This window comes from Parasphingomonas halimpatiens, assembly GCF_036663795.1.
Lineage (GTDB): Bacteria > Pseudomonadota > Alphaproteobacteria > Sphingomonadales > Sphingomonadaceae > Sphingomonas.
Genome location: NZ_JAXOJP010000052.1, coordinates 1 through 22,010, shown reverse-complemented (window position 1 = coordinate 22,010; position 22,010 = coordinate 1). Strand labels below are relative to the sequence as shown.

The 22,010-nt window shown below is 67.8% G+C and carries 19 protein-coding genes; 8 read left to right on the top strand and 11 right to left on the bottom strand.

What is annotated here, in order from left to right; genetic code table 11:
* Positions 1-179: 179 nt before the first annotated feature.
* The 10 genes from U1839_RS25155 to U1839_RS25110 all read right to left on the bottom strand — a co-directional run bounded on the left by U1839_RS25155 (position 180) and on the right by U1839_RS25110 (position 14,768).
* A complete protein-coding gene (locus U1839_RS25155; protein WP_332806304.1) occupies positions 180-2,576 on the bottom strand; it encodes a glycoside hydrolase family 31 protein in 2,397 nt (798 codons plus the stop codon).
* Positions 2,573-3,829, bottom strand: coding sequence for an MFS transporter (locus tag U1839_RS25150; protein ID WP_332806303.1), 1,257 nt, complete (start codon positions 3,827-3,829; stop codon positions 2,573-2,575). The genes U1839_RS25155 and U1839_RS25150 overlap by 4 nt, the downstream gene beginning before the upstream one ends.
* A 183-nt stretch (positions 3,830-4,012) precedes the next feature.
* Positions 4,013-4,798, bottom strand: a complete 786-nt coding sequence (cobA, locus tag U1839_RS25145) for a uroporphyrinogen-III C-methyltransferase (RefSeq protein ID WP_332806302.1) — start codon at positions 4,796-4,798, stop codon at positions 4,013-4,015.
* Entirely contained in the window at positions 4,785-7,394 is a 2,610-nt protein-coding gene (locus U1839_RS25140; RefSeq protein ID WP_332806301.1) for a molybdopterin-dependent oxidoreductase, read from the bottom strand. Before U1839_RS25140 ends, cobA begins: the two co-directional genes overlap by 14 nt.
* A 1-nt stretch (position 7,395) precedes the next feature.
* Complete coding sequence (gene nirD, locus U1839_RS25135; RefSeq protein WP_332806300.1) at positions 7,396-7,734, bottom strand: nitrite reductase small subunit NirD; 339 nt, start codon at positions 7,732-7,734, stop codon at positions 7,396-7,398.
* 4 nt (positions 7,735-7,738) lie between these two features.
* Entirely contained in the window at positions 7,739-10,249 is a 2,511-nt protein-coding gene (gene nirB, locus U1839_RS25130) for a nitrite reductase large subunit NirB (protein ID WP_332806299.1), read from the bottom strand.
* Positions 10,249-11,454, bottom strand: coding sequence for an alginate export family protein (locus tag U1839_RS25125; protein ID WP_332806298.1), 1,206 nt, complete (start codon positions 11,452-11,454; stop codon positions 10,249-10,251). The genes nirB and U1839_RS25125 overlap by 1 nt, the downstream gene beginning before the upstream one ends.
* A gap of 54 nt (positions 11,455-11,508) precedes the next feature.
* On the bottom strand, positions 11,509-12,747 hold the full coding sequence (locus U1839_RS25120) for a nitrate/nitrite transporter (protein WP_332806297.1): 1,239 nt from the start codon (positions 12,745-12,747) through the stop codon (positions 11,509-11,511).
* 231 nt (positions 12,748-12,978) lie between these two features.
* Complete coding sequence (locus tag U1839_RS25115) at positions 12,979-14,190, bottom strand: ABC transporter substrate-binding protein (protein WP_332806296.1); 1,212 nt, start codon at positions 14,188-14,190, stop codon at positions 12,979-12,981.
* On the bottom strand, positions 14,187-14,768 hold the full coding sequence (locus U1839_RS25110) for an ANTAR domain-containing response regulator (RefSeq protein ID WP_332806295.1): 582 nt from the start codon (positions 14,766-14,768) through the stop codon (positions 14,187-14,189). The genes U1839_RS25115 and U1839_RS25110 overlap by 4 nt, the downstream gene beginning before the upstream one ends.
* A gap of 139 nt (positions 14,769-14,907) precedes the next feature.
* On the opposite strand from U1839_RS25110, the gene U1839_RS25105 reads away from it, so the two are divergent.
* The 8 genes from U1839_RS25105 (at position 14,908) to U1839_RS25070 (ending at position 21,284) form a co-directional block, all read left to right on the top strand.
* Positions 14,908-15,141 (top strand): zinc-finger domain-containing protein, encoded by a 234-nt coding sequence (locus U1839_RS25105; protein WP_332806294.1) that lies wholly within the window; start codon positions 14,908-14,910, stop codon positions 15,139-15,141.
* Between the two features lie 18 nt (positions 15,142-15,159).
* The gene (gene tldD, locus U1839_RS25100; RefSeq protein WP_332806293.1) at positions 15,160-16,590 is read left to right on the top strand and encodes a metalloprotease TldD; all 1,431 of its coding nucleotides are present in this window, start codon (positions 15,160-15,162) and stop codon (positions 16,588-16,590) included.
* A gap of 200 nt (positions 16,591-16,790) precedes the next feature.
* Entirely contained in the window at positions 16,791-17,726 is a 936-nt protein-coding gene (locus tag U1839_RS25095; protein ID WP_332806292.1) for a DUF5996 family protein, read from the top strand.
* The gene (locus U1839_RS25090; protein WP_332806291.1) at positions 17,723-18,532 is read left to right on the top strand and encodes an arylamine N-acetyltransferase family protein; all 810 of its coding nucleotides are present in this window, start codon (positions 17,723-17,725) and stop codon (positions 18,530-18,532) included. Before U1839_RS25095 ends, U1839_RS25090 begins: the two co-directional genes overlap by 4 nt.
* 25 nt (positions 18,533-18,557) lie before the next feature.
* Positions 18,558-19,124: a pyridoxamine 5'-phosphate oxidase family protein gene (locus U1839_RS25085; protein ID WP_332806290.1), complete on the top strand. Its 567-nt coding sequence runs from the start codon at positions 18,558-18,560 to the stop codon at positions 19,122-19,124.
* Positions 19,121-19,324, top strand: a complete 204-nt coding sequence (locus U1839_RS25080; protein WP_332806289.1) for a putative signal transducing protein — start codon at positions 19,121-19,123, stop codon at positions 19,322-19,324. The genes U1839_RS25085 and U1839_RS25080 overlap by 4 nt, the downstream gene beginning before the upstream one ends.
* Before the next feature lie 164 nt (positions 19,325-19,488).
* Positions 19,489-19,827, top strand: a complete 339-nt coding sequence (locus U1839_RS25075; RefSeq protein ID WP_281128095.1) for a P-II family nitrogen regulator — start codon at positions 19,489-19,491, stop codon at positions 19,825-19,827.
* A 14-nt stretch (positions 19,828-19,841) separates the two neighbouring features.
* Positions 19,842-21,284, top strand: coding sequence for an ammonium transporter (locus U1839_RS25070; protein WP_332806288.1), 1,443 nt, complete (start codon positions 19,842-19,844; stop codon positions 21,282-21,284).
* A 91-nt stretch (positions 21,285-21,375) separates the two neighbouring features.
* On the opposite strand, the gene U1839_RS25065 is transcribed toward U1839_RS25070, so the two are convergent.
* Positions 21,376-21,675: a YciI-like protein gene (locus U1839_RS25065; RefSeq protein ID WP_332806287.1), complete on the bottom strand. Its 300-nt coding sequence runs from the start codon at positions 21,673-21,675 to the stop codon at positions 21,376-21,378.
* Between the last annotated feature and the right edge of the window lie 335 nt (positions 21,676-22,010).

The following is a 22,010-nucleotide window of genomic DNA, read 5'->3' as shown; positions in this document are numbered from 1 at the left end:
CCCATCGACCACGCAGATATGCGTCGTCTTGTCACTCACATCCAATCCAGCATAAATCGACATCGGTCATCCTCCTGCCTTGGAGCACCTGCCAGGCGACTCCGTATCATGCAGGAGGATGGCTACCTCAATTACGCCACGTCCCCGAAATGGTACGGCTCAGAGTCACGCAGCTCGCTTCAGGCGACCGTCAGCGTAACCCCGCGTCGGCCGTGCTGCTCGACCGCCTCTCCGGTACCGCCATTGACGATCAACGCGCGCACCTCGCCCGGTGGCAGCAGCAGCGTGATGCTATCGTCCCCCCACGTCCCTGGGCCTTCCCGCCTCACCGTCAGTGTGATCGCGACATCATCAGCGTCGCCGGTGACGTGCCAGCGGTCGATTGCGCCATCGCCGTCACCGGCATCCTCGACGGCACTCCACGCGAAGGCACCGCGCAGCGGCGGAAACAGCCAGACGCCGCGGCGGTAAGGCTCAGGCCGCCAGCCGCCGGTCGCGAGATCGACCAGCATCGCCGACCCGGCGCGTGCCAGCAGCGGCGGCGGCCCGTCCAGCGGCGCGTCGAGCGTCGTCTCCGCCCCTCCGGCAACCCGCCCGCCGGTCCACACATCGACCCACTCGGCACCCGCCGGCGCGCGCAGCGTGCGCGTCAGCGCGCCCGGTTCGACCACCGGCGCGGCAAGCAGATCGGGGCCGAGCAGATGCTCGTCGCACTCCGCCCAGGCCTCGGCATCGTCAGGGAAATCGAACCAGGTCGGGCGCACCATCGGCTCGCACTCGGCATGATAGCGATGAAGCAGATCGTAGAAGAACGGGACCAACGTCTGGCGCAGCGCCATCAGCCGGCGGATCGCGGGTAGCGCGTCGGGGTACATCCATGGCTCGTTGACGGTGCGATCGTCGTTCCAGCTATGGATGCTGAAGCGCGGCATCAGCACGCCGGCCTGGACCCAGCGCACCAGCAGTTCGGGCGACGGCGCCGGCCCGGCAAAGCCGCCGACGTCATGCCCGCTGTTCGACACGCCCGACAGCGCGAGCCCGATCGCCATGCGCGCATTGTAGCGCAGCGACTTCCATTCGGTGAGATTGTCGCCGGTCCAGGTCTGGGCGTAGCGTTGCAGCCCGGCCATGCCGGCGCGGGTGACGACATAGGGGCGACGCTCGGGCGCGGCGGCGACCTGCGCGTGGCGCGACGCGCGCGTCATCAGCAGCGGCTGGACCGGGCGCATCGCGGCCGCCGCGCGCGGCGTGCCGAAGCCGGCGAAGCGCGCGCGCGCATCCCAGATCTCATATTCATTATTGTCGTTCCAGCTCGCGACCATGCCCTGGTCGAGCAGCGCGCTGCCGAGCTGCGCCTGCCACCAGGCGGCGGCGTCCGGATTGGTGAAGTCGATATAACTGCCGACCTCGTCCCAGAACTGCGCCTCGACCGGCGCGCCCTCAGCATCGGCAACGAACAGCCCGGCGGCGGCGACCTCGTCATAACGCGGATGGCTGCGCAGCAGGGCCGGCTTGATATTGGGCACCAGCTGCACGCCGGCTTCAGCAAAGCTTGCGACGAACGAGGCGGGATCGGGGAACTTGTCGCGGTTCCAGTGGAACACATAACGCTTGTCGCCGATCGAGGTGTAGCCGGAGGACAAATGGAACGAGGTACAGCCGATGTCATGCTCGGCGAGCTTGTCGAGAAAACCCGCCATCTGCGCCGCCGCATCGGGCGCATCGGTATAACTCATCGTCGACCCCGAATAACCGAGCGACCAGCGCGGCATCAGCGCGGGGCGACCGGTGAGCCAGGTGAAGCGCCGTGTCACCGCGCGCGGATCAGGTCCGGCGATCATCCACAGGTCGAGATCGCCGGCGTCGGCGACGATGTGCCGGTACCAGCCATGATAATTGTCGAGCTCGCGGCCGAGATCGACATGCACATCGGCGACGCTGTCGTAAAAGACACCGTGACAGCGCCCCTCGGCATCGGCGACGAGCAGATAGGGGATCGACTTGTAGAGCGGGTCGCTATGCTCGGCATCATAACCCATCGCGTCGAGATTGGTCAGGCGGAACGAGCGCCCGGCCCGGTCGCAGTCGCCGCTGCGATCGCCCAGGCCGTAGAAGCGCTCACCCGCGCGGCGCGCGCAATAATGGTGCGCCCGCCCGTCCCACCAGCCGAAATCATAGGACTGGGTCGGGCGATCCTCGGCCATCAGGCGCCAGTCGTCGCCGTCGCGCTGTTCCCAGCGGCAGTGCAGCCCGGCGAGCCGGATCGTCACGCGTAGCCGCGAGGTGGCGACGACGAGCTGCGCGTCATCGACCTCCAGCACGAAGGCCGGGCAGGCGAAACCCGTCACATCGAGCCGGTCGCGGCCCGGCTCGGCGATGTCGGCAACGCCCGGCGCGATCGCCCAGCTCGGCGGGCTGGTGACGGTGCCGTCGGCCAGCAGCAGCAGGCGCGCAATATCGTTTTCGAGCACGAACAGATGCGCGACCGCGCCGGTATCGGCAGTGAGCGTCAGGCGGCCCGGCGCGCGATCGGTCAGCGCGAACAGCGGCGGGTGAGAAAGAGTGGCGCGTCTCATCGACCGGACTCCGCGGCAGCAAGCGATTTGATGTTCATGATCAGCACCGCGGCGCCGATCACGTCGAAAAAGGCCAGTGCACCGAACAGCGGCGCATAACCCAGCGTATCGGCGAATTGCCCGATCAACAGCGAGAAAAGCAGCCCGCCGACCCAGCCCGCCTGGCCGATAAAGCCGTTCGCCATGCCGACCTCGGCGGGCGAGAAGACATCGGCCGACAGCGTGTTGATCAGCACCGAGATCATCTGGTGCGCGAAGCCGCCGACGCAGAACAGCGCGATCGCGGTATAGGGGCTGGCAGCGAGGCCGATACAGCCAGGCGCGATCATCAGCACCGCCGCCAGGCTGATCCCGGCGATGCGCGACGCGACCAGCGGCAGGCGGAAATGCCTGATCAGGAAGGGCGACAGATAGCCGCCGAGCACCCCGCCGAGATCGGCGGCGAGGAAAGGCAGCCAGGCGAACAGCGCGATCTGCTTGAGATCCATGCCGCGCTCGGTCGCGAGGTAGAGCGGGATCCAGAAGCTGAAGGTCTGCCATGCCGGTTCGGCGAGGAAGCGCGGCACCGCGATCGCCCAGAATTTGCGCGTGCCGAGGATCTCGCGCGCACCGGCGCGGCCCGGCGCGGGCGTGCCGCGCTCCTCAGCGAGCATCGCGCGTTCCGCCGGCGTGAGCCCGGGATGCGTCTCGGGGCTACGGTACAAGGCATACCATGCCACCGCCCAGACCAGGCCGACGGCGCCGGTGACGATGAAGGCGACGCGCCAGTCCGCCCACAAGGTCACCGCGACGACGATCGGCGGCGCGAGCAGCGCGCCGAGCGAGGTGCCGGCGTTGAACCAGCCGACCGCAACGGAGCGCTGGCGGGCGGGAAACCATTCGGCGATCGCCTTGATGCCGGAGGGGATCGCGGCGGACTCGCTCGCCCCGAGCAGCCCGCGAAACACCGCCAGGTCGAGCCACCCGCCGACCAGCGCATGGAGCATGCTGGCGACCGACCATGCCACGCCGAACAGTGCGAAGCCGCTGCGCAGGCCGATCCGGTCGACGACATAACCGGCGACCGGCTGCATCACGGTATAGGCGGCCTGAAACGCCCCGACGACATAGCTGTACTGCTGCGTCGTCATGCCAAGGCTGGTCTTGAGCTGCGGCGCCAGCACGCCGAGCGAATTGCGCGCGAGATAATTGGCGACGGTGCCGGCACAGATCAGCGCGACGAACCACCAGCGCAGGCGCGACAATCGCTGCAAACCCCATCTCCCGCCCGCAGCGCCATCGCCGTCTCGGCAGGCGATCTAGCAAAGGCATCAAGACTTGTCGATATTGGTCAGGCCAGTTGCCGACGAGGCGCTTCCCTGTCAGGCCAGATGCCGGGGTGGCGGCGACCGACAGTCCGCAAGGCCGTACCAGGCGCCGTCCACTGGCCCGTACGATCAAGCGAGCGCGGTCGAGACCATCTGCCCGGCAGACACCGGCGCATAGTGCACTTCGGCGACGGCATCGCCGATCAACATCAGCGTCGGCTTGTCGTCGCTGATCGCCTCCACCGCCAAGGGCAGCAGATCGAGCCGGGTGCGCAACAGGCGCTCGGTCGGCAGGCTGACATCGCAGGCGATCAGCACCGGCGTCGCGCCGGCGAGGCCAGCGGTGGTCAGCCCGCGCGCGATCTCGACCGCCGCCGCGCGGCCCATATAGAAAGCGAGCGTCGAACCGCTGTCGGCCAATGCGCGCCAGTCGAGGTCGAGTGTCTTGCCGCGCGCGGCATGCGCGGTGACGAACTGCACGCGGCGCGCCAGGCCGCGCAGCGAGAGCGAGATGCCGGCCGAGGCGGCGGCGGCGCTGGCCGTGGTGATGCCAGGACAGATCCGTGCCTGAAGGCCGGCCTGGGCGAGCGCTTTCAGTTCCTCGGCAGATCGGCCGAACATCGAGGGGTCGCCGCCTTTCAGCCGCACCACCCGTTCACCGCGCCCGGCGGCGCGGACGAGGAGCTGGTCGATCGTCGCCTGATCACGCGAGTGTCGGCCCGACCTTTTGCCGACCGGTACGCGAACGACCCCTTGCGGGATCAGGTCGAGCACGCCCGGACCGACCAGCGCGTCGTAAAAGACAATCGTCGCAGTGCGCAGCAGCCGCTCGGCGCGGCGCGTCAACAGCTCGGGATCGCCCGGCCCGGCGCCGACCAGCCACACGGTACCGGGCGCAAAATCATCGGCTGGCATGGATCGTTTCCTCGGCAGGTCGTTCGGCGAGCAGCTTCGCCAGCGCGGGGCGGCACGAGCCGCAATTGGTGCCGGCGCCGAGCGCGGCGCCGACTGCTGCGACATCGGTCAGATTCTGGTCGCGGATCGCGGCGGCGATGGTCTTTGCGCCGATGTCGAAACACACGCAGATGATCGCGCCGCGATCGACGATTGCGCCGGGTGCGCATCCGGCGAGCAGCGTCGGCGCCACCCCTGGGGCGGAAAGCTGGGCAATCAGCCAGTCGCGTGGTGGCAACGGGCCATCGACGGCGACGAACAGCGCCGCCGCGAGCCGACCGTCGGCGAGAATGGCGACGCGGCGCGAACCGCGCGCCCGGTCGATCGCCTCCACCCGTTCGCCCCTGGGCAACAACGCATCGAGCGCGGCCGGGTCGCCATGACCGGCCAGTTCCCACAGCACCCCTTGCGGGACGGCGATGCGTGTCGCCCAGGCGCAGCGCGGGCGATTGGCAAGGTCGTCGCGGACGAGCAGGAAGCCGCGCCATGCAGTATCGACATGCTCGATCCGCGCGGGCGTCGCCTTGAAGCCGGGCTGGCCCGAATGCGGATCAGCCAGCGGGCGCGGCAACAGGCCGGCACGCCCGCCACTCGCAGTACGGTCGGTCCAGTGGATCGGCACGAACAGCTCGCCGGGTCGCTGACCGGCGGAGACCGAGACGCGGAACAGGCTGTCGCCCTGAGCCGTCGCGACGCGGGCCAGCCCACCATCGACGATGCCAAGCCGCGCGGCATCTTCGGGGTGGATCTCGACCTGGGGCTCTTCGCGATGACGTGCCAGTTTGGGCGACAGGCCAGTGCGCGTCATGCTATGCCACTGGTCGCGGTAGCGCCCGGTGTTGAGCGTCATCGGCCAGCGCGTGAGCGGTGCCGCGACCGGCACCTGGCCGACCGATATCATGCGCGCGCGGCCGTCGGGCGTAGAGAATTTGCCGTCGGCGAACGGTGCGTCACCCCAGCGAAGGGGCGCCATGCCGTCATAGCCGGCGTTGCTCAGCCCCGCCTGCCCGTCGAGCCGGAATCGCCGCGCACCGTCATTCTGGTAATTGCTCAACCGGGCATGCTCGCGCCAGATATCGGCCGGCCGGTCATAGGCGAAACTCGTCCGCCACCCCATGCGGCAGGCGACTTCCTTGATGATCCACCAATCGGGCTTCGCCTCGCCGGGGGGCGGAAACAGCAGGCGCTGGCGGCTGACGCAGCGCTCCGAATTGGTCACCGTGCCGTCTTTCTCGCCCCAGGCCGCGGCCGGCAGCCGGGCATGCGCGAAGCGCGACGTGTCGGTGTCGGCGATGACGTCGGACACCACGACCAGCGGGCAACGCGCCAGCGCGCCGCGTACGAAGCCCGCATCGGGCATCGACACCGCCGGGTTGGTCGCCATGATCCACAAGGCCTTGATCCGACCCTCATCGACCGCGCGGAACAGGTCGACCGCCTTGAGTCCCGGTTTCGTCGCCATGTTCGGCGCGGCCCAGAAGCGCCCGACGCGTGCAACGTTGTCGGGCGCGAAGTCCATGTGGGCGGCGAGCGTCGTAGCCAGCCCGCCGACCTCGCGCCCGCCCATCGCATTGGGCTGTCCGGTGATCGAGAAGGGCGCCGCGCCCGGCTTGCCGATCCGCCCGGTGGCGAGGTGCAGGTTGATGATCGCATTGACCTGGTCGGTGCCGCGCAGCGACTGATTGATGCCCTGGCTGAACAGGCTGATCATGCGCGGCGTGGCGGCGACCATTTCGTAGAAGCGCCTGAGGTCTGACGGCGGCACATCGCACGCCCGCGCCGTCGACCACAGGTCACTCCCCTCTCCAAGCCCGTTCCAGAAATTCTCCGGTACCGCGACGTGCGCGGCGAGATAGGCCTCGTCCAGCGCACCGTGATCGCGGCACCACGCCAGCGCGCCGTTCATCAACGCCACGTCGCTGCCCGGGCGGATCGCGAGGTGAAGGTCGGCTTCCTCGGCGGTTTCGGTGCGGCGCGGGTCGATCACCACCAGCTTGGTGCCGCGCGCGGCGCGCGCCGCCTGGATGCGCTGGTAGACGATCGGGTGGCACCACGCCGTGTTCGATCCGGTCAGCACGATCAGGTCGGCCTGGTCGAGATCGTCATAACTCGCCGGCACGACGTCCTCGCCGAACGCGCGCAGATGACCGGCGACCGCGCTCGACATGCACAGCCGCGAATTGGTGTCGATATTGGCCGAGCCGATGAAGCCTTTCATCAGCTTGTTGGCGACGTAATAATCCTCGGTCAGCAGCTGCCCCGAAACATAGAAGGCGACGCTGCCCGGCCCATGCTCGGCGATCGTCGCGCGGAAACGCTTCGCCACCAGGTCCAACGCGCGGTCCCAGCTGGCGCGCTTGGTGCCGATCATCGGGTGGAGCAGGCGCCCGTCGAGCCCGACCGTCTCGCCGAGATGCGTGCCCTTTGAGCAGAGCCGCCCGGCATTGGCGGGATGGTCGGGATCGCCGGTGATCTCGACCGAACGTTCACCGGTGCGCCGCGCGACGATGCCGCAACCGACCCCGCAATAGGCGCAGGTGGTGCGGACCGGCGCCATCTCAGGCCGCCGCCGCCAGCGTGCCGGTGCGGCACAGCAGCACGCGGCCGGCATCGACGCGCACGGGGATCGTCGGCGTGCAGCCCTTGTCCGGCCCTTGCGCGTTGCCGGTCGCCAGCGCGATCGTCCAGTTGTGCAGCGGGCAGGCGACGCTGTGGCCGTGGACGATGCCCTGGCTCAGCGGTCCGCCCTTGTGCGGACAGCGGTTGGCCAGCGCGAAGACGCGGTTGTCGGCGGTGCGGAACACCGCGATCTCCTCGCCGCCGGCGACCGGGACGGTGCGGCTGCCGCGCACCGGGATTTCGTTCAGCCAGCCGATATCGAGCCATTCGCCGTTCATCGTCTCACTCCGCACTGTTGGGGTGGAAATGCGCCATATGCGCATGTTGCTCGCGTCCCGCGCCGGCCGCGCGCGCCGCCCAGGGATCGTCCTGGCTGAACGATTGCGCGAACAGGAACCGCGCCCTGAGTGCCTCGCGCCCGACCTCGTCCGCGACGATCCGCGCCTTGATGAATTCGACCCCGACCCGTTCGATCCACGGCGCGGTGCGCTCAAGATAGCGCGCCTCTTCGCGGTAGAGCTGGATGAAGGCGGCGCAATAATCCATCGCCTCCTGCTCGGTCGCGACCTTGCACAGGAAGTCGGTGGCGCGGACCTTGATGCCGCCATTGCCGCCGACATGCAGTTCGTAGCCGCTGTCGACGCACACCACGCCGAAATCCTTGATCGTCGCCTCGGCGCAATTGCGCGGGCAGCCCGACACCGCGATCTTGAACTTGTGCGGCATCCACGAGCCCCAGCTCATCCGCTCGATCTTGACGCCCAGGCCGGTCGAGTCCTGCGTGCCGAAGCGGCACCATTCGGAACCGACACAGGTCTTCACCGTGCGCAGCGCCTTGCCATAGGCATGGCCCGAGACCATCCCGGCGGCGTTGAGGTCGGCCCATACCGCCGGTAGATCCTCCTTCCTGATCCCGAAGATGTCGAGCCGCTGCCCGCCGGTGACCTTGACCATCGGCGCATCATATTTCTCGACCACATCGGCGATCGCGCGCAGCTCGGTCGGATTGGTGATCCCGCCCCACATCCGCGGCACGACCGAATAGGTGCCGTCCTTCTGGATGTTGGCGTGGAGCCGCTCGTTGACGAAGCGGCTCTGCTGGTCGTCGACATAGTCGCCGGGCAGCGCGCAGAGCAGATAGTAATTGAGCGCCGGTCGGCACGAGGCGCAGCCGTCGGGGGTCGACCAGCTCAGTTTCTGCATCACCTGCGGGATTTCGCGGAAATGCCGCTCGACGATCGCGTGGCGCACGTCGTCATGGCCGAAGCTGGTGCATTTGCACATCGTGCGCGTGGTGCGCTCACCGGCATAGTCCTCGCCCAGCGTCACCGCGAGCAGCGTTTCGACCAGCCCGGTGCAAGACCCGCACGACGCCGACGCCTTGCACCCGGCGCGCACCGCGTCGAGCGTCGCCGCGCCGCCGTCGATGCACGCCACGACCCTGCCTTTGCTGACGCCGTTGCAACCGCAAATCTCGGCATCGTCCGAGAGCGCTGCAACGGCCAGTTTAGGGTCCGCCTGCCCCCCTCCCGAGGCGAAGGTCTGGCCGAAGATCAGCATGTCGCGGATGCCCGAAATATCCTCGCCGCGCTTGAGCAGGTCGAAATACCAGCCGCCATCGGCGGTGTCGCCATAGAGCACGGCGCCGACGACGCGATCGTCGCGCACCACGACGCGCTTGTAGACACCGCGCGAGGCGTCGCGCAGCACGATGTCCTCGCAGCCCTCATCGCCGCCGAACTCGCCGGCCGAGAAAACGTCGAGCCCGGCGACCTTCAATTTGGTCGAGGTGACCGAACCGCGATAGCCGCTGTGCTGCTCGACCAGCCCGTCGGCGAGGGCACGGCACATGTCCCACAGGGGCGCGACCAGGCCATAGACATTGCCGTCATGCTCGACGCATTCGCCGACCGCGAGCACCTCCGGGTCCGAGGTGACCATGTGATCGTCGACCTGGATGCCGCGGCCGACCGCGAGGCCGGCGTCGCGCGCCAGCGCGACCGACGGGCGAATGCCGACCGCCATCACCACCAGGCTCGCCGGTATTTCGCGCCCATCCTTGAGCCGCACGCTCTCGACCTTGCCGTCGCCGACAATCGCGGCGGTGTCGGCGCCGGTCAGGATGGTCTGGCCGCGCGCCTCCAGCGCCGATTTGAGCAGCCAGCCGGCCGCCTCGTCGAGCTGACGCTCCATCAGCGTCGGCATCAGGTGGATGACCGTCACCTTCATACCGCGCAATGTCAGCCCGTGCGCCGCCTCGAGCCCAAGCAAGCCGCCACCGATCACCACCGCGTCGCCGCCATTGGCGGCGGCCGCGAGCATGCGGTCGACATCGTCCATGTCGCGGAAGCTGATCACGCCGGGCAGGTCCTTGCCCGGCACCGGAATGATGAACGGATCGGAGCCGGTCGCGATGAGCAGCTTGTCATAGACGGTGACGCGGCCCGAGCGCGCGGTCACCGTCTTCGTCGCGCGGTCGATCGCCACCACCGGGTCGCCTGCGACCAGCTCGATGCCGTTGTCGGCGTACCAGGCACGATCGTTGATGACGATGTCGTCGAAGCTCTTCTCGCCGGCCAGCACCGGCGAGAGCATGATGCGGTTGTAATTGACCCGCGGCTCGGCGCCGAAGATCGTGACGCGATACCTGCCCGCGTCGCGCGCGATCAGTTCCTCGACCGCGCGGCACCCCGCCATGCCGTTGCCGATCACGACGAGATGCGCGGGCGGGCGCGAGGTGACGGAAGGGGTATCGTCGAGCGACAGCGTGTCGCGGCCGGTGGCGAAATCCATCACAGGCTCCAATCCCATTGTACCCAGAATTTCCTGGTGTTCGTGGCGAAGCTGCTGGCGTGGTAACGGGCATAGCGCAGCGCCACCGTCGTCTTGCGGATCCTGGCGCTCGCCAGCAGGTCGATCTCGTCGCCGTAAAGCCGGCTGGCGCGGTCGCTGGCGAAACGGTGATAGATCGCCTGCACCGCCAGCAGCTTGAGCGGCCCTGCCACCTTCCAGCCATAGCCGGCGCTGCCATAGAGGTCGCGCACGCCGTCGGGCGGGGTGGTCAGGAACTTGTTGTCCCAGCCGAGAAACTTGAAGCCGGTCGCGAGCGGCGTCTGGAACGAGGTCAACGCGACGCCCTTGTCGGCGCCGAGCACCTCATAGCCGCCACCGAGCCTGAGCGAGCGCAGCTCGAGCCCGGCATCGAGCAGATAATAGCTCGCATGGTAGCTGTTGGGGTTGCGATGATAACCCGACTGGGTGGCGTAGCTCAGCTGGTAGCTCAGCTTGACCGTCGTCGAGAACGGGTGGCTGCCGGCGAAGCGCGCGCCATAGCTCTGGCTCGCCAGCCGGTAGCCCTGCACCGCGCTCTCGTCCTGGTCGACGAGATAGGCGAAGCCGGTGATCGTCCCGAGGCTGGTGGCATAGCCCAGATTGGCGAAGACATTGTCGCCCCCGATCGCGCCCGGCCGCGCGCCGTTGCCGTCGATCCCCCAGATGGTGTGGACGCGCCAGGCATAGGTCACATCCGCCTTAAGCCTCGGAATGCCGGTCCATTCGGCGCGCACCGCGTCGAAGGTCTGGCCATTCTCGCGAAACGCGCTGGCGCCGACGAAACGCTCATCGTCGAGCGCGATGCGCTGGCGCCCGGCGGTCAGCGCGATGCCGTGCGCGGCGTAGCGCAGATTGGCGAGATACAGGGCGACATTTTGCGGGTCGGCGACCAGCGGCCGGGTCGATGCACCGTGCAGACCGTCGTCATAGTCGCCGATCGCGGCGAGATTGCCCTGCGCCTCGACCGTCGCCGACCAGTTGCCGAGACTGGCCAGCAGGCCGGCGCGCGCGCGAAGGGTCAGCGCGTCGGCCTTGTCGGGCAACCCCGCCTGATCGACATGCTCGTAACGGATGCGCGCCTCGGCGAGCGGCTTGAGCTTGATGTCCTGTGCCGCGGCAGGCGTCGCGATGACGGCGCCTGCGGCGAGAGCGATGCGATAGTTCATGTCCCGTTCCTTGCTTGTTGCGCGGGGCGGCACGCTGGCCGCCCCGCGACGGGATCAGATCCGCACGCCGGCGGCAGCGCCCCAGCTGCCGCGCCAGGCACGCTTGACCAAAGTCAGCGCGATGCAGGCGATCACCGCGAGTCCGGCAAAGATCAGGAAGCCGGGGGCGAAGCTGCCGGTGAGTTGCTTGGCGAAACCGAGCGAGGAGGCGAGGTAGAAACCGCCGATCCCGCCGGCCATGCCGACCAGCCCGGTCATCACCCCGATCTCGGCCGAGAAGCGCTGCGGGACGAGCTGGAACACCGCGCCGTTGCCCGTGCCGAGCGCCAGCATGGCGAGCACGAACAGGCTCATCGCCGATGTCACGGTCGGCGCCGCGCTGACGCCGATCAGGGCGATCGCGGCGACGAGGAAAACCGCCGTCAACGTCTTCACGCCACCGATCCGGTCGGCCAGCGCGCCGCCCATCGGCCGGACCAGCGACCCTGCGAACACGCACCCCGCGGTGCAATAACCCGCCACCACCGGGGTCAGGCCGAAGCGGTCGGTGAAGTAGATCGGCAGCGACGCCGCCAGCCCGACGAACCCGCCGAACGTCACCGCGTAGAAACCCATCAGCGCCCAGGCGTCACCCGACTTGAGCGGGTGGAGATATTCGACCAGCGACTTGGGCGCGGGCGCATTGGGCGCGTCCCTGGCCATCAGCTGATAGGCGAAGAACACCAAAGTCAGCGGGATGCAGGCCAGGCCGAGCACGGCGTTCCAGCCGAACAGCTTGGCCAGCGTCGGCGCGAACAGCGCGGCGAGCACGGTGCCCGAATTGCCCATGCCGGCGAGACCCATCGCCTTGCCCTGATGCTCGGGCGGATACCAGCGGCTGGCCAGCGGCAGCGCGATCGCGAAGCTCGCCCCGGCAAAGCCGAGGATCGCGCCGAGCGCCAGCGTGCCGCCAAAGCTGTCGACGCCGAGCAGCCATGCCGACAGGAGTCCGCCGATGACGATCAACTGGCTGATCGCGCCCGATTTCTTGGGGCCGATCCGGTCGACCAGCAGCCCGTTGACGACGCGCAGCACCGCGCCCGCCAGCGTCGGCGTCGCCACCATCAGGCCCTTTTCGGCCGGCGTCAGCGCCAGCGTCTTGGCGATCATCGGCGCGAGCGGGCCGAGCAGCACCCACACCATGAAGGCGAGGTCGAAATAGAGAAAGGCGGCGACCAGCGTCGGCGTGTGGCCGCTGCTCCAGAAGCCGCTTGCCGGTTTGCTCTTTGCATCATTCCAGAATGCCGTTGCCATTGTCGTTCTCCGAAGCGCGATGGACAAGAAAAAAGCCGCCAGGACGGCGGCCTATCGGCGCGTCCTGGCGGCTTCGTTGCCGTTGGCGGATCCCCCGGGGAGCCACCCCGCGATCGTCCCCGTCATTGGAGAGGTCTCGCGGCTATTTCGTGCCGGGCGCCATTGCCCGACGCCATGATGATGCGTGATTCGCTGCTGCGATGCAAGGTTATTTCGCAGGTGCAGCAAATCCTATGGCAACCCTTCGAGATAGCCCGGAATATCGTCGGGATCGAATGCCCGCCCGTCGAAAAATCGGTCCGCGCCGAGCATCAACCGGCCCTGTACCGACCCCGCGCCCAGAGCACCGCCGATCGCCCCCTCCAGCTTCGAACTCGCGCCGGGCAATACGGCGCCCGACCCGGCCAGCGCGGCGCGGTATAGATCGGGGCGGAACACGCCCTCGGCGCGCGCCGCCTCTGCCGCCGAAAAAGGCGTGCCGTCCCAGCGGATCATCTGCGAATAGAGCCACGCCGCCTGGCTGCGCCACGGGAAATTCGCCGCTTCGCGATACTGGAACATGAAATCGGGGATGTGCGCCGGCGGCTCCCCCTGCGCCAGGCGCACCCGATCGGTGATCGCGCGCAAGATGACGTCTTCGGGCGCGTCGAGATATTCGGGCCGCGCGAGGATCGCGGCGCTAGCCTCGGCGCTGCCCGGCGCGACGAACGCCGCCGCTGCGGCATGCAGCGCGCGGATCAGTCGCTGCATGACGTCAGGCGAACGTTCCGCCGTCTCGCTGCGGATCGCCAGCACCTTCTCGACCCCGCGGCGCCAGATCTGCGCGGTGACCAGCGCGATTTGCCCGACGCCGCGATCGACCGCCACGCTGTTCCACGGCTCCCCGACGCACAGCCCGTCGACCACGCCCGCGGCGAGCGCATCGGCGGCAAAGGGCGGGCTGATCGTGACGATCTCGACGTCCACGCCGGGGCGGATGCCGACCGCGGCAAGCCAGTAGCGCAGCATGTAATTATGGCTCGAATAACGATGCACCACGCCGAAGCGAAGTTGCTTGCCGGCCCTGGCACGCGCCTCGGCGACCGTGCGCAGCCTTGCGCCGACGATCTGCGGGTCGCCGAGCGCGGGGCCATCGAGCGTCTCGGCGGCGAGCGGCAGCGAGAAGGTCACCGCATTGCCGTTGAGCCCGAGCACGAACGGCACGGTCATCGCCTCGGCCGGGCGGCCGCGACCCAGCGCGGTTGCGATCGCCAGCGGCGCGAGCATGTGCGCCGCGTCGGTATGGCCATAGAGCAGGCGGTCGCGCACCGTCGCCCAGCTCATGTCACGCACCAGCGCGATGTCGAGGCCGTGCGCCTCGCCGAAGCCCAGTTCACGCGCCAGGATCGGCAGCGCGGCATCGACCAGTGGGAGGAAACCGATGCGGATATGGTCGAGCGTCATGGCGCGTCTCCCAGCAGCACGTCGCTCGTGATGATCGCCTCCGCCACTTCGCCGATCCGGCGGTTTGATTTCATCGCGTGGCCGCGCAGCAGCGCATAGGCGGCCGGCTCGTCGATTCCGCGCCGCCGCATCAGAATCGCCTTGGCCTTGTCGATCGCGGTGCGGTCGGCGAGCGCGCTCTTCGCCTCGTGTAATTCGGCCTGCAGCCGGGCAAAGGCGTTGAAGCGCCGCACCGCAAGGTCGATCACCGGCATGATGCGCTGCTTCGACAGCCCGTCGATGATGTACGCCGAGACCCCGGCATCGACCGCCGCCGCGGTCGTCTCGGGGTTGCTCTGGTCGACGAACATCGCGATCGGCCGCGCCAACGCACGCGACACGACGAAATATTCCTCGAGCATGTCGCGGCTTGGGTTTTCGAGATTGATCAGCACCACCTCGGGATTGGCAGCCTCGATCTGCGCGACCAGCGGCCCGCTACCGTCGATCACCACGAGATCGTCGAGCCCGGCCTCCTTCAGGCCGTCCGAGATGATCGCGGCGCGCGTCGTGCTGGTGTCGATGATCGCGATCCGCATGGATGCTATGCTGCGTTGCAACATGCCGACAGTCAATCGATCTTGTCTGGCAATCGATCTTGTCCGGCGACCGGTCCCGTTCGCAGCGCATGAGCCACAAACCATTGTCCCCCGCCCCGGCGCTTGCTATCGCGCAGCCATGCAGCCGCCACCCGAACTCGTCCGCACCTCGCATGCCCGCATCGCCTGTGACGGCGCGAGCGACATTCCCGGTGGCGCGGCGCTGGGCCATCCGCGCGTGTTCCTACAGATCGACGAGCATGGTTATGTCGATTGCGGCTATTGCGACCGGCGCTTCGTGCTGATCGGCGGGCCGGCCGACGGCGCCGATCAATCGACACTGCCCGACCATCCGGCTGGCGCCAGCGTTTAACTCGCCTATATCGGGGGCATGACCCAGCATGCCGACCCCCGCGCCTATCTCTATCATGACGGCCAGCTCTCCCCCGAGGAAGCGCAGCGCCTGACCTCCACCGCTTTGGCCAAGGCCGATGACGGTGAGCTCTATCTGCAATACCGCAAGACCGAATCCTTCGGCTTCGACGACGGCCGGCTGAAGACCGCGGCCTATGACACGCAATCGGGCTTCGGCCTGCGCGCGGTGTCGGGCGAGATGACCGCCTTTGCCCATGCCAATGAGCTGAGCGGCGCTGCGATCATCCGCGCCGGCGAGACGATGGCGCTGATCGATCCTTCGGCTTCGGCCAAGGCACCGCCGCCGCAGCACACCAACCGCCACCTCTATACCGATGCCGATCCGCTCGACCTGGTGCCGTTCGCCGACAAGGTGAACCTGTGCCAGACGATCGACGCCGCCGCCCGCGCGCGCGACCCGCGCGTCGCGCAGGTCTCGGTGTCGCTGTCGGGCAGTTGGCAGGTGGTCGAGATCGTTCGCCCAGACGGCTTCGTCGCGACCGACATCCGCCCGCTGGTACGCCTCAACGTGTCGATCGTCGTCGAGCAGAATGGCCGGCGCGAGACCGGCAGCTTCGGCCTGGGCGGGCGCTATCTCTATGACGAGCTGATGCAGCCCGCGACGTGGAACCGCGCGATCGACGAGGCGCTGGCACAGGCGGTGGTCAATCTCGATTCGGTCGCGGCACCGGCGGGCGAGATGACCGTGCTGCTCGGACCCGGCTGGCCCGGCATCCTGCTGCACGAGGCGATCGGCCATGGGCTCGAGGGCGATTTCAACCGCAAGGGCACCAGCGCCTTTTCCGGCCGGATCGGCGAGCGCGTCGCGGCGCCGGGCGTCACGGTGGTCGATGACGGATCGATCGCCGACAAGCGCGGCTCGCTGTCGATCGACGACGAGGGCACGCCGACGCAGGAGAATATCCTGATCGAGGACGGCATCCTGAAAGGGTATATCCAGGACCGGCTCAACGCCCGGCTGATGGGCGTGGCGCCGACCGGCAATGGCCGGCGCGAGAGCTTCCAGCATGCGCCGATGCCGCGCATGACCAACACCTTCATGCGCGGCGGCAAGGACGATCCGGCCGAGCTGCTTGCCCGTGTCAAGAACGGTATCTTTGCCAAGTCGTTCGGCGGCGGGCAGGTCGACATCGTCTCGGGCAAGTTCGTCTTCTCGTGCACCGAGGCCTACAAGATCGAGAATGGCCGGCTCGGCGCCCCGATCAAGGGCGCGACGCTGATCGGCGACGGCCCGACCGCGCTGACCAAGGTGATCGGCATCGGCAACGACTTCGCGCTCGACGAGGGCGTCGGCATGTGCGGCAAGGGCGGACAGAGCGTGCCCGCCGGCGTCGGTCAGCCGACGCTGCTGATGGAGGGACTGACGGTCGGCGGGACGGCGATGTGACCGAAGGCGGCGTGAGCGAAAGGGTCGGCTTTGCGATGCTCGCCGCTTACCGGCTTGTGGTCGATCGTGGTGCCCAACGCTTTGCTGCGCGTCGTTGACGCGATGAACGGCGGGAAAGTCAGACTTCCCTCGCCGGGGGTGGTCCGCTTATTCGGAGCACTGTGGCTGATCGTCGTGTTGCTGATGTGGTCCGCATCGCGATGAGCGCGTCCTGGCCCGAGCTCGACTGGCCCGCGTGGCGCGAGACCGCGATCGGGCTGCAGTTGCGCACGCAGATCGTCGGCAAGCTGCGGCTCGCGCTGACGCCGTGGCTCAACCATAGCTGGCATGTGCCCTTCTATCTCTCGGCGCGCGGGTTGACGACATCGGCGATCCCGCTCGGCGATCGCATCCTGCAGGCCGATTTCGACTTGCTCGCCGACCGGCTGATCCTGGCGGTCAGCGACGGCGGCGTGCGCGAGATCGCGCTGGCGGCGGGGAGCATTGCCGATTTCCACGCCGCGGTGCTGGCCGCGCTCGACGATCTCGGCATTGTCGTTACGATCAACCCCGTCCCGAGCGAAATGCCCGACGCGCTGCCCTTCGCCGAGGACATCGCGCACCGCCCCTATGATAGCGAGGCGGTGCGGCGCTTCTGGCGCGCGCTGATCCAGGCGGGGCGGGTGTTCGGCGAATTCCGCACCGGCTTTCTCGGCAAGGCGAGCCCGACGCATTTCTTCTGGGGCAGCTTCGACCTCGCCTCGACGCGCTTTTCCGGGCGGGTCGCGCCGCGCCATCCCGGCGGGCTGCCCGGACTGCCCGACGATGTGACGTGCGAGGCGTACAGCCATGAGGAGGCGAGCATCGGCTTCTGGCCGGGCAGCGACGCCTATCCGCAGGCGGCGTTCTACGCCTATGCTTATCCCGCCCCGGCCGGATACGCCGCCGCGCCGATCGAGCCGGCCGGCGCGGCGTTCGACGCGACGCTGGGCGAGTTCCTGCTGCCCTATGACGCGGTGCGCACTGCGGCCGACCCCGATGCCGCGCTGCTCGCCTTTTGCCGCAGCAGCTATGACGCCGCGGCGACGTTGGGCGCCTGGGATCGCGCCAGCCTCGAATGCCCGCTCGGCCGGCTGAAAGTGCCGCGCGTCGTATGAGCGACGACCTGGCCGGCTATCTCGCGCGGATCGGCGTCGCTGGACCCGTGGCAGCCGACCGCGCGACGCTGGCGCGGATCGCAGCGGCGCATCCCGCAGCGATCCCGTTCGAGGGGATCGGCGGGCTGCTCGGTACGCCGGTCGACCTCGACCCCGCGGCGCTGGTCGCCAAGCTGGTGCATGGCGGGCGCGGCGGCTTCTGCTACGAGCATAATCTTCTGCTGCGCGCGATGCTCGAAGCGATCGGCTTCACGGTCACCGCGCTCGGCGCGCGCGTGCTGTGGCACAATGGCCCCGAGGTGCCGAGTCCGCTGACGCACATGCTGCTGCGCGTCGATCTGCCCGAGGGGCCGGTGATCGTCGATGCCGGGTTCGGCGGCAACACGCTGACCGGGGTGCTCGATCTCGTCGCCGACCGCGACCAGCCGACGCCGCACGAGTCCTTCCGGCTGATGCGCGACGGCGATTACTGGGTGCAATGGGTGGCGATCGGCGAGGAATGGCGGCCGACCTATCGCTTCACGCTCGAAGCGCAGCATCGCCCCGACCAGGAACTGGGCAGCTGGTACATGTCGACCAGCCCGGCATCGCACCTCGTCTACGGCCTGACCTGCGCGCGGGCGCTGCCTGGCCGGCGGCTGGCACTGCGCAATTTCGATCTGGCAGTGCACCATGTGGGCGGCGAAACCGAACGACGGCAGCTCGCCGATGCCGCGGCGGTATGCGCCGTCGTCGCGACCGAGTTCGGCATCCGCCTGCCCGACCCGGCGGCGCTGGCGCGGCGGCTCGAACGGGGTATCGCCTGACTTCGACAGGCGATAGACTGCCGCCATGTCCGACTTCTTCGACGCGATCGCCGACGACCACCGCGCCTTCATCGCGAAGCAGCCGCTGTTCTTCGTCGCCACCGCCGCCGACGGCACGCGGATCAACCTCAGCCCCAAGGGAATGGACAGCTTCCGCGTGCTCGGGCCCAACCGCGTCGCCTATCTCGACCTTGGCGGATCGGGCAACGAGACGCAGGCGCATCTCGCCGCCGACGGGCGCATCACGATCATGTTCTGCGCGTTCGACAACCCCGCGCTGATCCTGCGGCTTTATGGCCGGGGCGGTTTCGTGGTCGCCGGCGAGCCGGGTTATGACGCGCTCGCCGCGCATTTCCCGCGGCTGCCGGGCGCGCGACAGATCTTCGACATCACGGTCGAAACCTTGCAGACAAGCTGCGGCTGGGCCGTACCGCGCATGACGCTGGAGCGCGAGCGGCAGACGCTGGCCAAATATCACGCCCAGCAGGTGCCCGAGGCGAGGCTCGCCAAGATTGCCGACCGCACCCGCAGCATCGATGGGCTGCCGGTACAGGTGCAGCAGGTCATGCCCGCGTTCGATCCGCTCGCATGAGCCTGGTCGAGGTCGGGCGTTTCGCGCGCAACGAAGCCAATATCCTCATCGGCCGGCTCGAATCCGAAGGCATCCCGGCGATCGCCTTCGACGAGGGTGCGAGCATCGCCGATGGCAGCCAGTTCTTCATCTCCGTCCGCGTGATGGTCGATGACGAGGATGCCGATGCGGCGCGCAGGATCATCGCCGACGCTGCCTGAGAATCGGGCACCACCTTCGCATCTGCACAAAAATTTACCTCGCGCTAACTTCTCGCCGCGCTTTTTCGTGCCCTGAACGCCGCAAACGCGCGTGTGACCGTTTTGTTGCGCAACTGGCACGGTGATTGCTCTGTAGCCCAATGCAACAACCAAAGGGGGCGCGGGTGAAGCTAGTCATCGCCATCATCAAGCCATTCAAGCTCGACGAAGTCCGCGAGGCGCTTACCGAAATCGGTATCGCCGGCATGACGGTCAGCGAGGTGAAGGGCTTCGGCCGGCAAAAGGGCCAGACCGAAATCTACCGCGGTGCGGAATATTCCACCAACATGGTGCCGAAGATCAAGATCGAGGTGGTCTGTCCGACCGACCTCGCCGCCAAGGTCGTCGAGGCGATCCAGGCCGCGGCCAATACCGGCGCGATCGGCGACGGCAAGATCTTCGTTCTCGACGTCGGCCAGGCGGTGCGCATCCGCACCGGCGAGACCGACGAAACCGCGCTGTGATGAAAGGGGCCATGATGAAGCATGCACTGAAATATGCCGGCGTCGCCGGCCTTTGCGCGGTGGCATTCGCCGCGCTGCCGGCCTGGGCGCAAGCCGCCGCCGGCCCGATCAAGGCGCCCGACGCCGCGCATATGGCGACGATGGTCAACAAGGGCGACACCAGCTGGATGCTGATCTCTTCGGCGCTGGTGCTGATGATGTCGGTCCCGGGTCTCGCGCTCTTTTATGGCGGCCTGGTGCGCACCAAGAACATGCTCAGCGTGCTGATGCAGGTGTTCATGATCGTCTGCGTCGCATCGCTGGTGTGGTGCTGCTGGGGCTACACCATGGCCTTCACCGGCGGTTCTGGCATCACCGCGCCGTTCTTCGGCGGCTTCCACAAGGCGTTCTTGATGGGTGTCGATGGCACCACGCTGGCCGCGACCTTCTCGAATAACGTCTACATCCCCGAATTCGCCTATGTCTGCTTCCAGATGACCTTCGCCTGCATCACGCCGGCGCTGATCGTCGGTGCCTTCGCGGAACGCGTGAAGTTCACGCCGTTGATCATCTTCGTGGTGGCGTGGCTGACCCTGGTCTATTTCCCGGTCGCGCACATGGTGTGGTACTGGGCTGGCCCGGACTTCCTGCCCGACGCACCAACCGATGCCGGCTATCTGTTCGGCAAGGGCGCGCTCGACTTCGCCGGCGGCACCGTGGTGCACATCAATGCCGGTATCGCGGGCCTGATCGGCTGCCTGATCATCGGCAAGCGCAAGGGCTTCAACACCGAGCCGATGCCGCCGCACTCGCTGACCATGACGATGATCGGCGCCAGCCTGCTGTGGGTCGGCTGGTTCGGCTTCAACGCCGGCTCCAACCTCGAAGCCAATGGCGTGACCGGCGTCGCGTTCATCAACACCTTCGTCGCCACCGCGGCGGCGGCGGTGTCCTGGGCGCTGATCGAACAGGTCGTCCACCACAAGCCCTCGCTGCTCGGCGCCGTCACCGGTGCGGTTGCCGGCCTCGTCGCGATCACCCCGGCATCGGGTTATGCCGCGCCGATGACCTCGATCGCGCTCGGCTTCATCGTGTCGCCGATCTGCTTCATCTTCGTCACCACGGTGAAGAAGGCGCTGAAGTACGATGACTCGCTCGACGTCTTCGGCGTGCACTGCATCGGCGGTATCGTCGGCGCGCTCGGCACGGCGATCGTCGCCGATCCCAAGCTCGGCGGTCAGGGTTACTTCGACTATACGAAGTTCCCCGCCGTCGCGGTGCTGCCGGCCGACTACAGCATCTCGGCACAACTCCTGATCCAGCTTCAGGCCGTCGCGATCACGTTGGCCTGGTCGGGCCTGGTCAGCGCCGCGCTGTTCCTGATCCTGAAATTTACCATCGGCATCCGCCCGAGTGCTGACGTCGAAGCCGAAGGCCTCGACATCAGCGAGCACGGCGAACGCGCCTACAACTACTGACCAGTTCGGGGGCGGGACAAAGCCCGCCCCCTCCAGACGTTCCTCCTGCGGACGACCTAAGGCCGGTGCGGCAACGCACCGGCCCTTTTTGTCAGGCCGAGCGGAGCGGCGTGGCGGCGTCGTTTCCTACCACGGTGATCCATGGCGTGACGCGCCAGCTACGCACCAGGCCATTGAGGACATAGGGATCGGCCGCGGCAAAGGCGGCCGCACTGGCGGCATCGCCGAACAACAGAAGCGCGGATTCGACCGGATCGCCAACCGCACCGCCCAGGATGAGGCCCCCTTCGTCCACGCTGCGCCAGGCCAAGGCGAGGTGCGCATCGCGGAACGTCGCGCGGCGTTCGAGATAGTCGGGCGCGAGGTCGTAGCGCAGCAGATAATGGCTCATGGTATCCTCCGTCGCCGATTTAGCGCGCCTGACCGACGGTGTCGCGCCACCCGCCATCGGCCGTTGCCGGGCTCTGTTATTGCCTGTTCCGGCGGCAAAGATTTTTTCATTCCGCGCCAGCGCGGTGCCAAAGGCCGTATTTCCCGTTTACGTTCAATGATATAACGCCCGCGGCGGAAGCCCAGCGATTGCCAATGACAGGGCGGATAACAGGGAAATAATACCAGCGGGCGAAAGGACTGACTCTGCGGGGATTCCCAAGAGGTTGATTTTCTGATTCGATGCGGAAGTGTTGGATTGGAGGCGGAGATGTCTGGGATCACGATTACGCGACT

Bases quoted from the DNA above. Each gene is read 5' to 3' on its own strand.
- U1839_RS25095 (WP_332806292.1), top strand. From the start codon at position 16,791: ATGAGCGCGTCCTGGCCCGAGCTCGACTGGCCCGCGTGGCGCGAGACC.
- U1839_RS25110 (WP_332806295.1), bottom strand. From the start codon at position 14,768: ATGCGGATCGCGATCATCGACACCAGCACGACGCGCGCCGCGATCATC.
- U1839_RS25140 (WP_332806301.1), bottom strand. From the start codon at position 7,394: ATGGCGCCGGTCCGCACCACCTGCGCCTATTGCGGGGTCGGTTGCGGC.
- U1839_RS25080 (WP_332806289.1), top strand. From the start codon at position 19,121: ATGAGCCTGGTCGAGGTCGGGCGTTTCGCGCGCAACGAAGCCAATATC.
- U1839_RS25085 (WP_332806290.1), top strand. From the start codon at position 18,558: ATGTCCGACTTCTTCGACGCGATCGCCGACGACCACCGCGCCTTCATC.
- U1839_RS25105 (WP_332806294.1), top strand. From the start codon at position 14,908: ATGCAGCCGCCACCCGAACTCGTCCGCACCTCGCATGCCCGCATCGCC.
- U1839_RS25090 (WP_332806291.1), top strand. From the start codon at position 17,723: ATGAGCGACGACCTGGCCGGCTATCTCGCGCGGATCGGCGTCGCTGGA.
- U1839_RS25070 (WP_332806288.1), top strand. From the start codon at position 19,842: ATGAAGCATGCACTGAAATATGCCGGCGTCGCCGGCCTTTGCGCGGTG.
- cobA (WP_332806302.1), bottom strand. From the start codon at position 4,798: ATGCCAGCCGATGATTTTGCGCCCGGTACCGTGTGGCTGGTCGGCGCC.
- U1839_RS25115 (WP_332806296.1), bottom strand. From the start codon at position 14,190: ATGACGCTCGACCATATCCGCATCGGTTTCCTCCCACTGGTCGATGCC.
- U1839_RS25120 (WP_332806297.1), bottom strand. From the start codon at position 12,747: ATGGCAACGGCATTCTGGAATGATGCAAAGAGCAAACCGGCAAGCGGC.
- nirB (WP_332806299.1), bottom strand. From the start codon at position 10,249: ATGGATTTCGCCACCGGCCGCGACACGCTGTCGCTCGACGATACCCCT.
- tldD (WP_332806293.1), top strand. From the start codon at position 15,160: ATGACCCAGCATGCCGACCCCCGCGCCTATCTCTATCATGACGGCCAG.
- U1839_RS25125 (WP_332806298.1), bottom strand. From the start codon at position 11,454: ATGAACTATCGCATCGCTCTCGCCGCAGGCGCCGTCATCGCGACGCCT.
- U1839_RS25155 (WP_332806304.1), bottom strand. From the start codon at position 2,576: ATGAGACGCGCCACTCTTTCTCACCCGCCGCTGTTCGCGCTGACCGAT.
- nirD (WP_332806300.1), bottom strand. From the start codon at position 7,734: ATGAACGGCGAATGGCTCGATATCGGCTGGCTGAACGAAATCCCGGTG.
- U1839_RS25065 (WP_332806287.1), bottom strand. From the start codon at position 21,675: ATGAGCCATTATCTGCTGCGCTACGACCTCGCGCCCGACTATCTCGAA.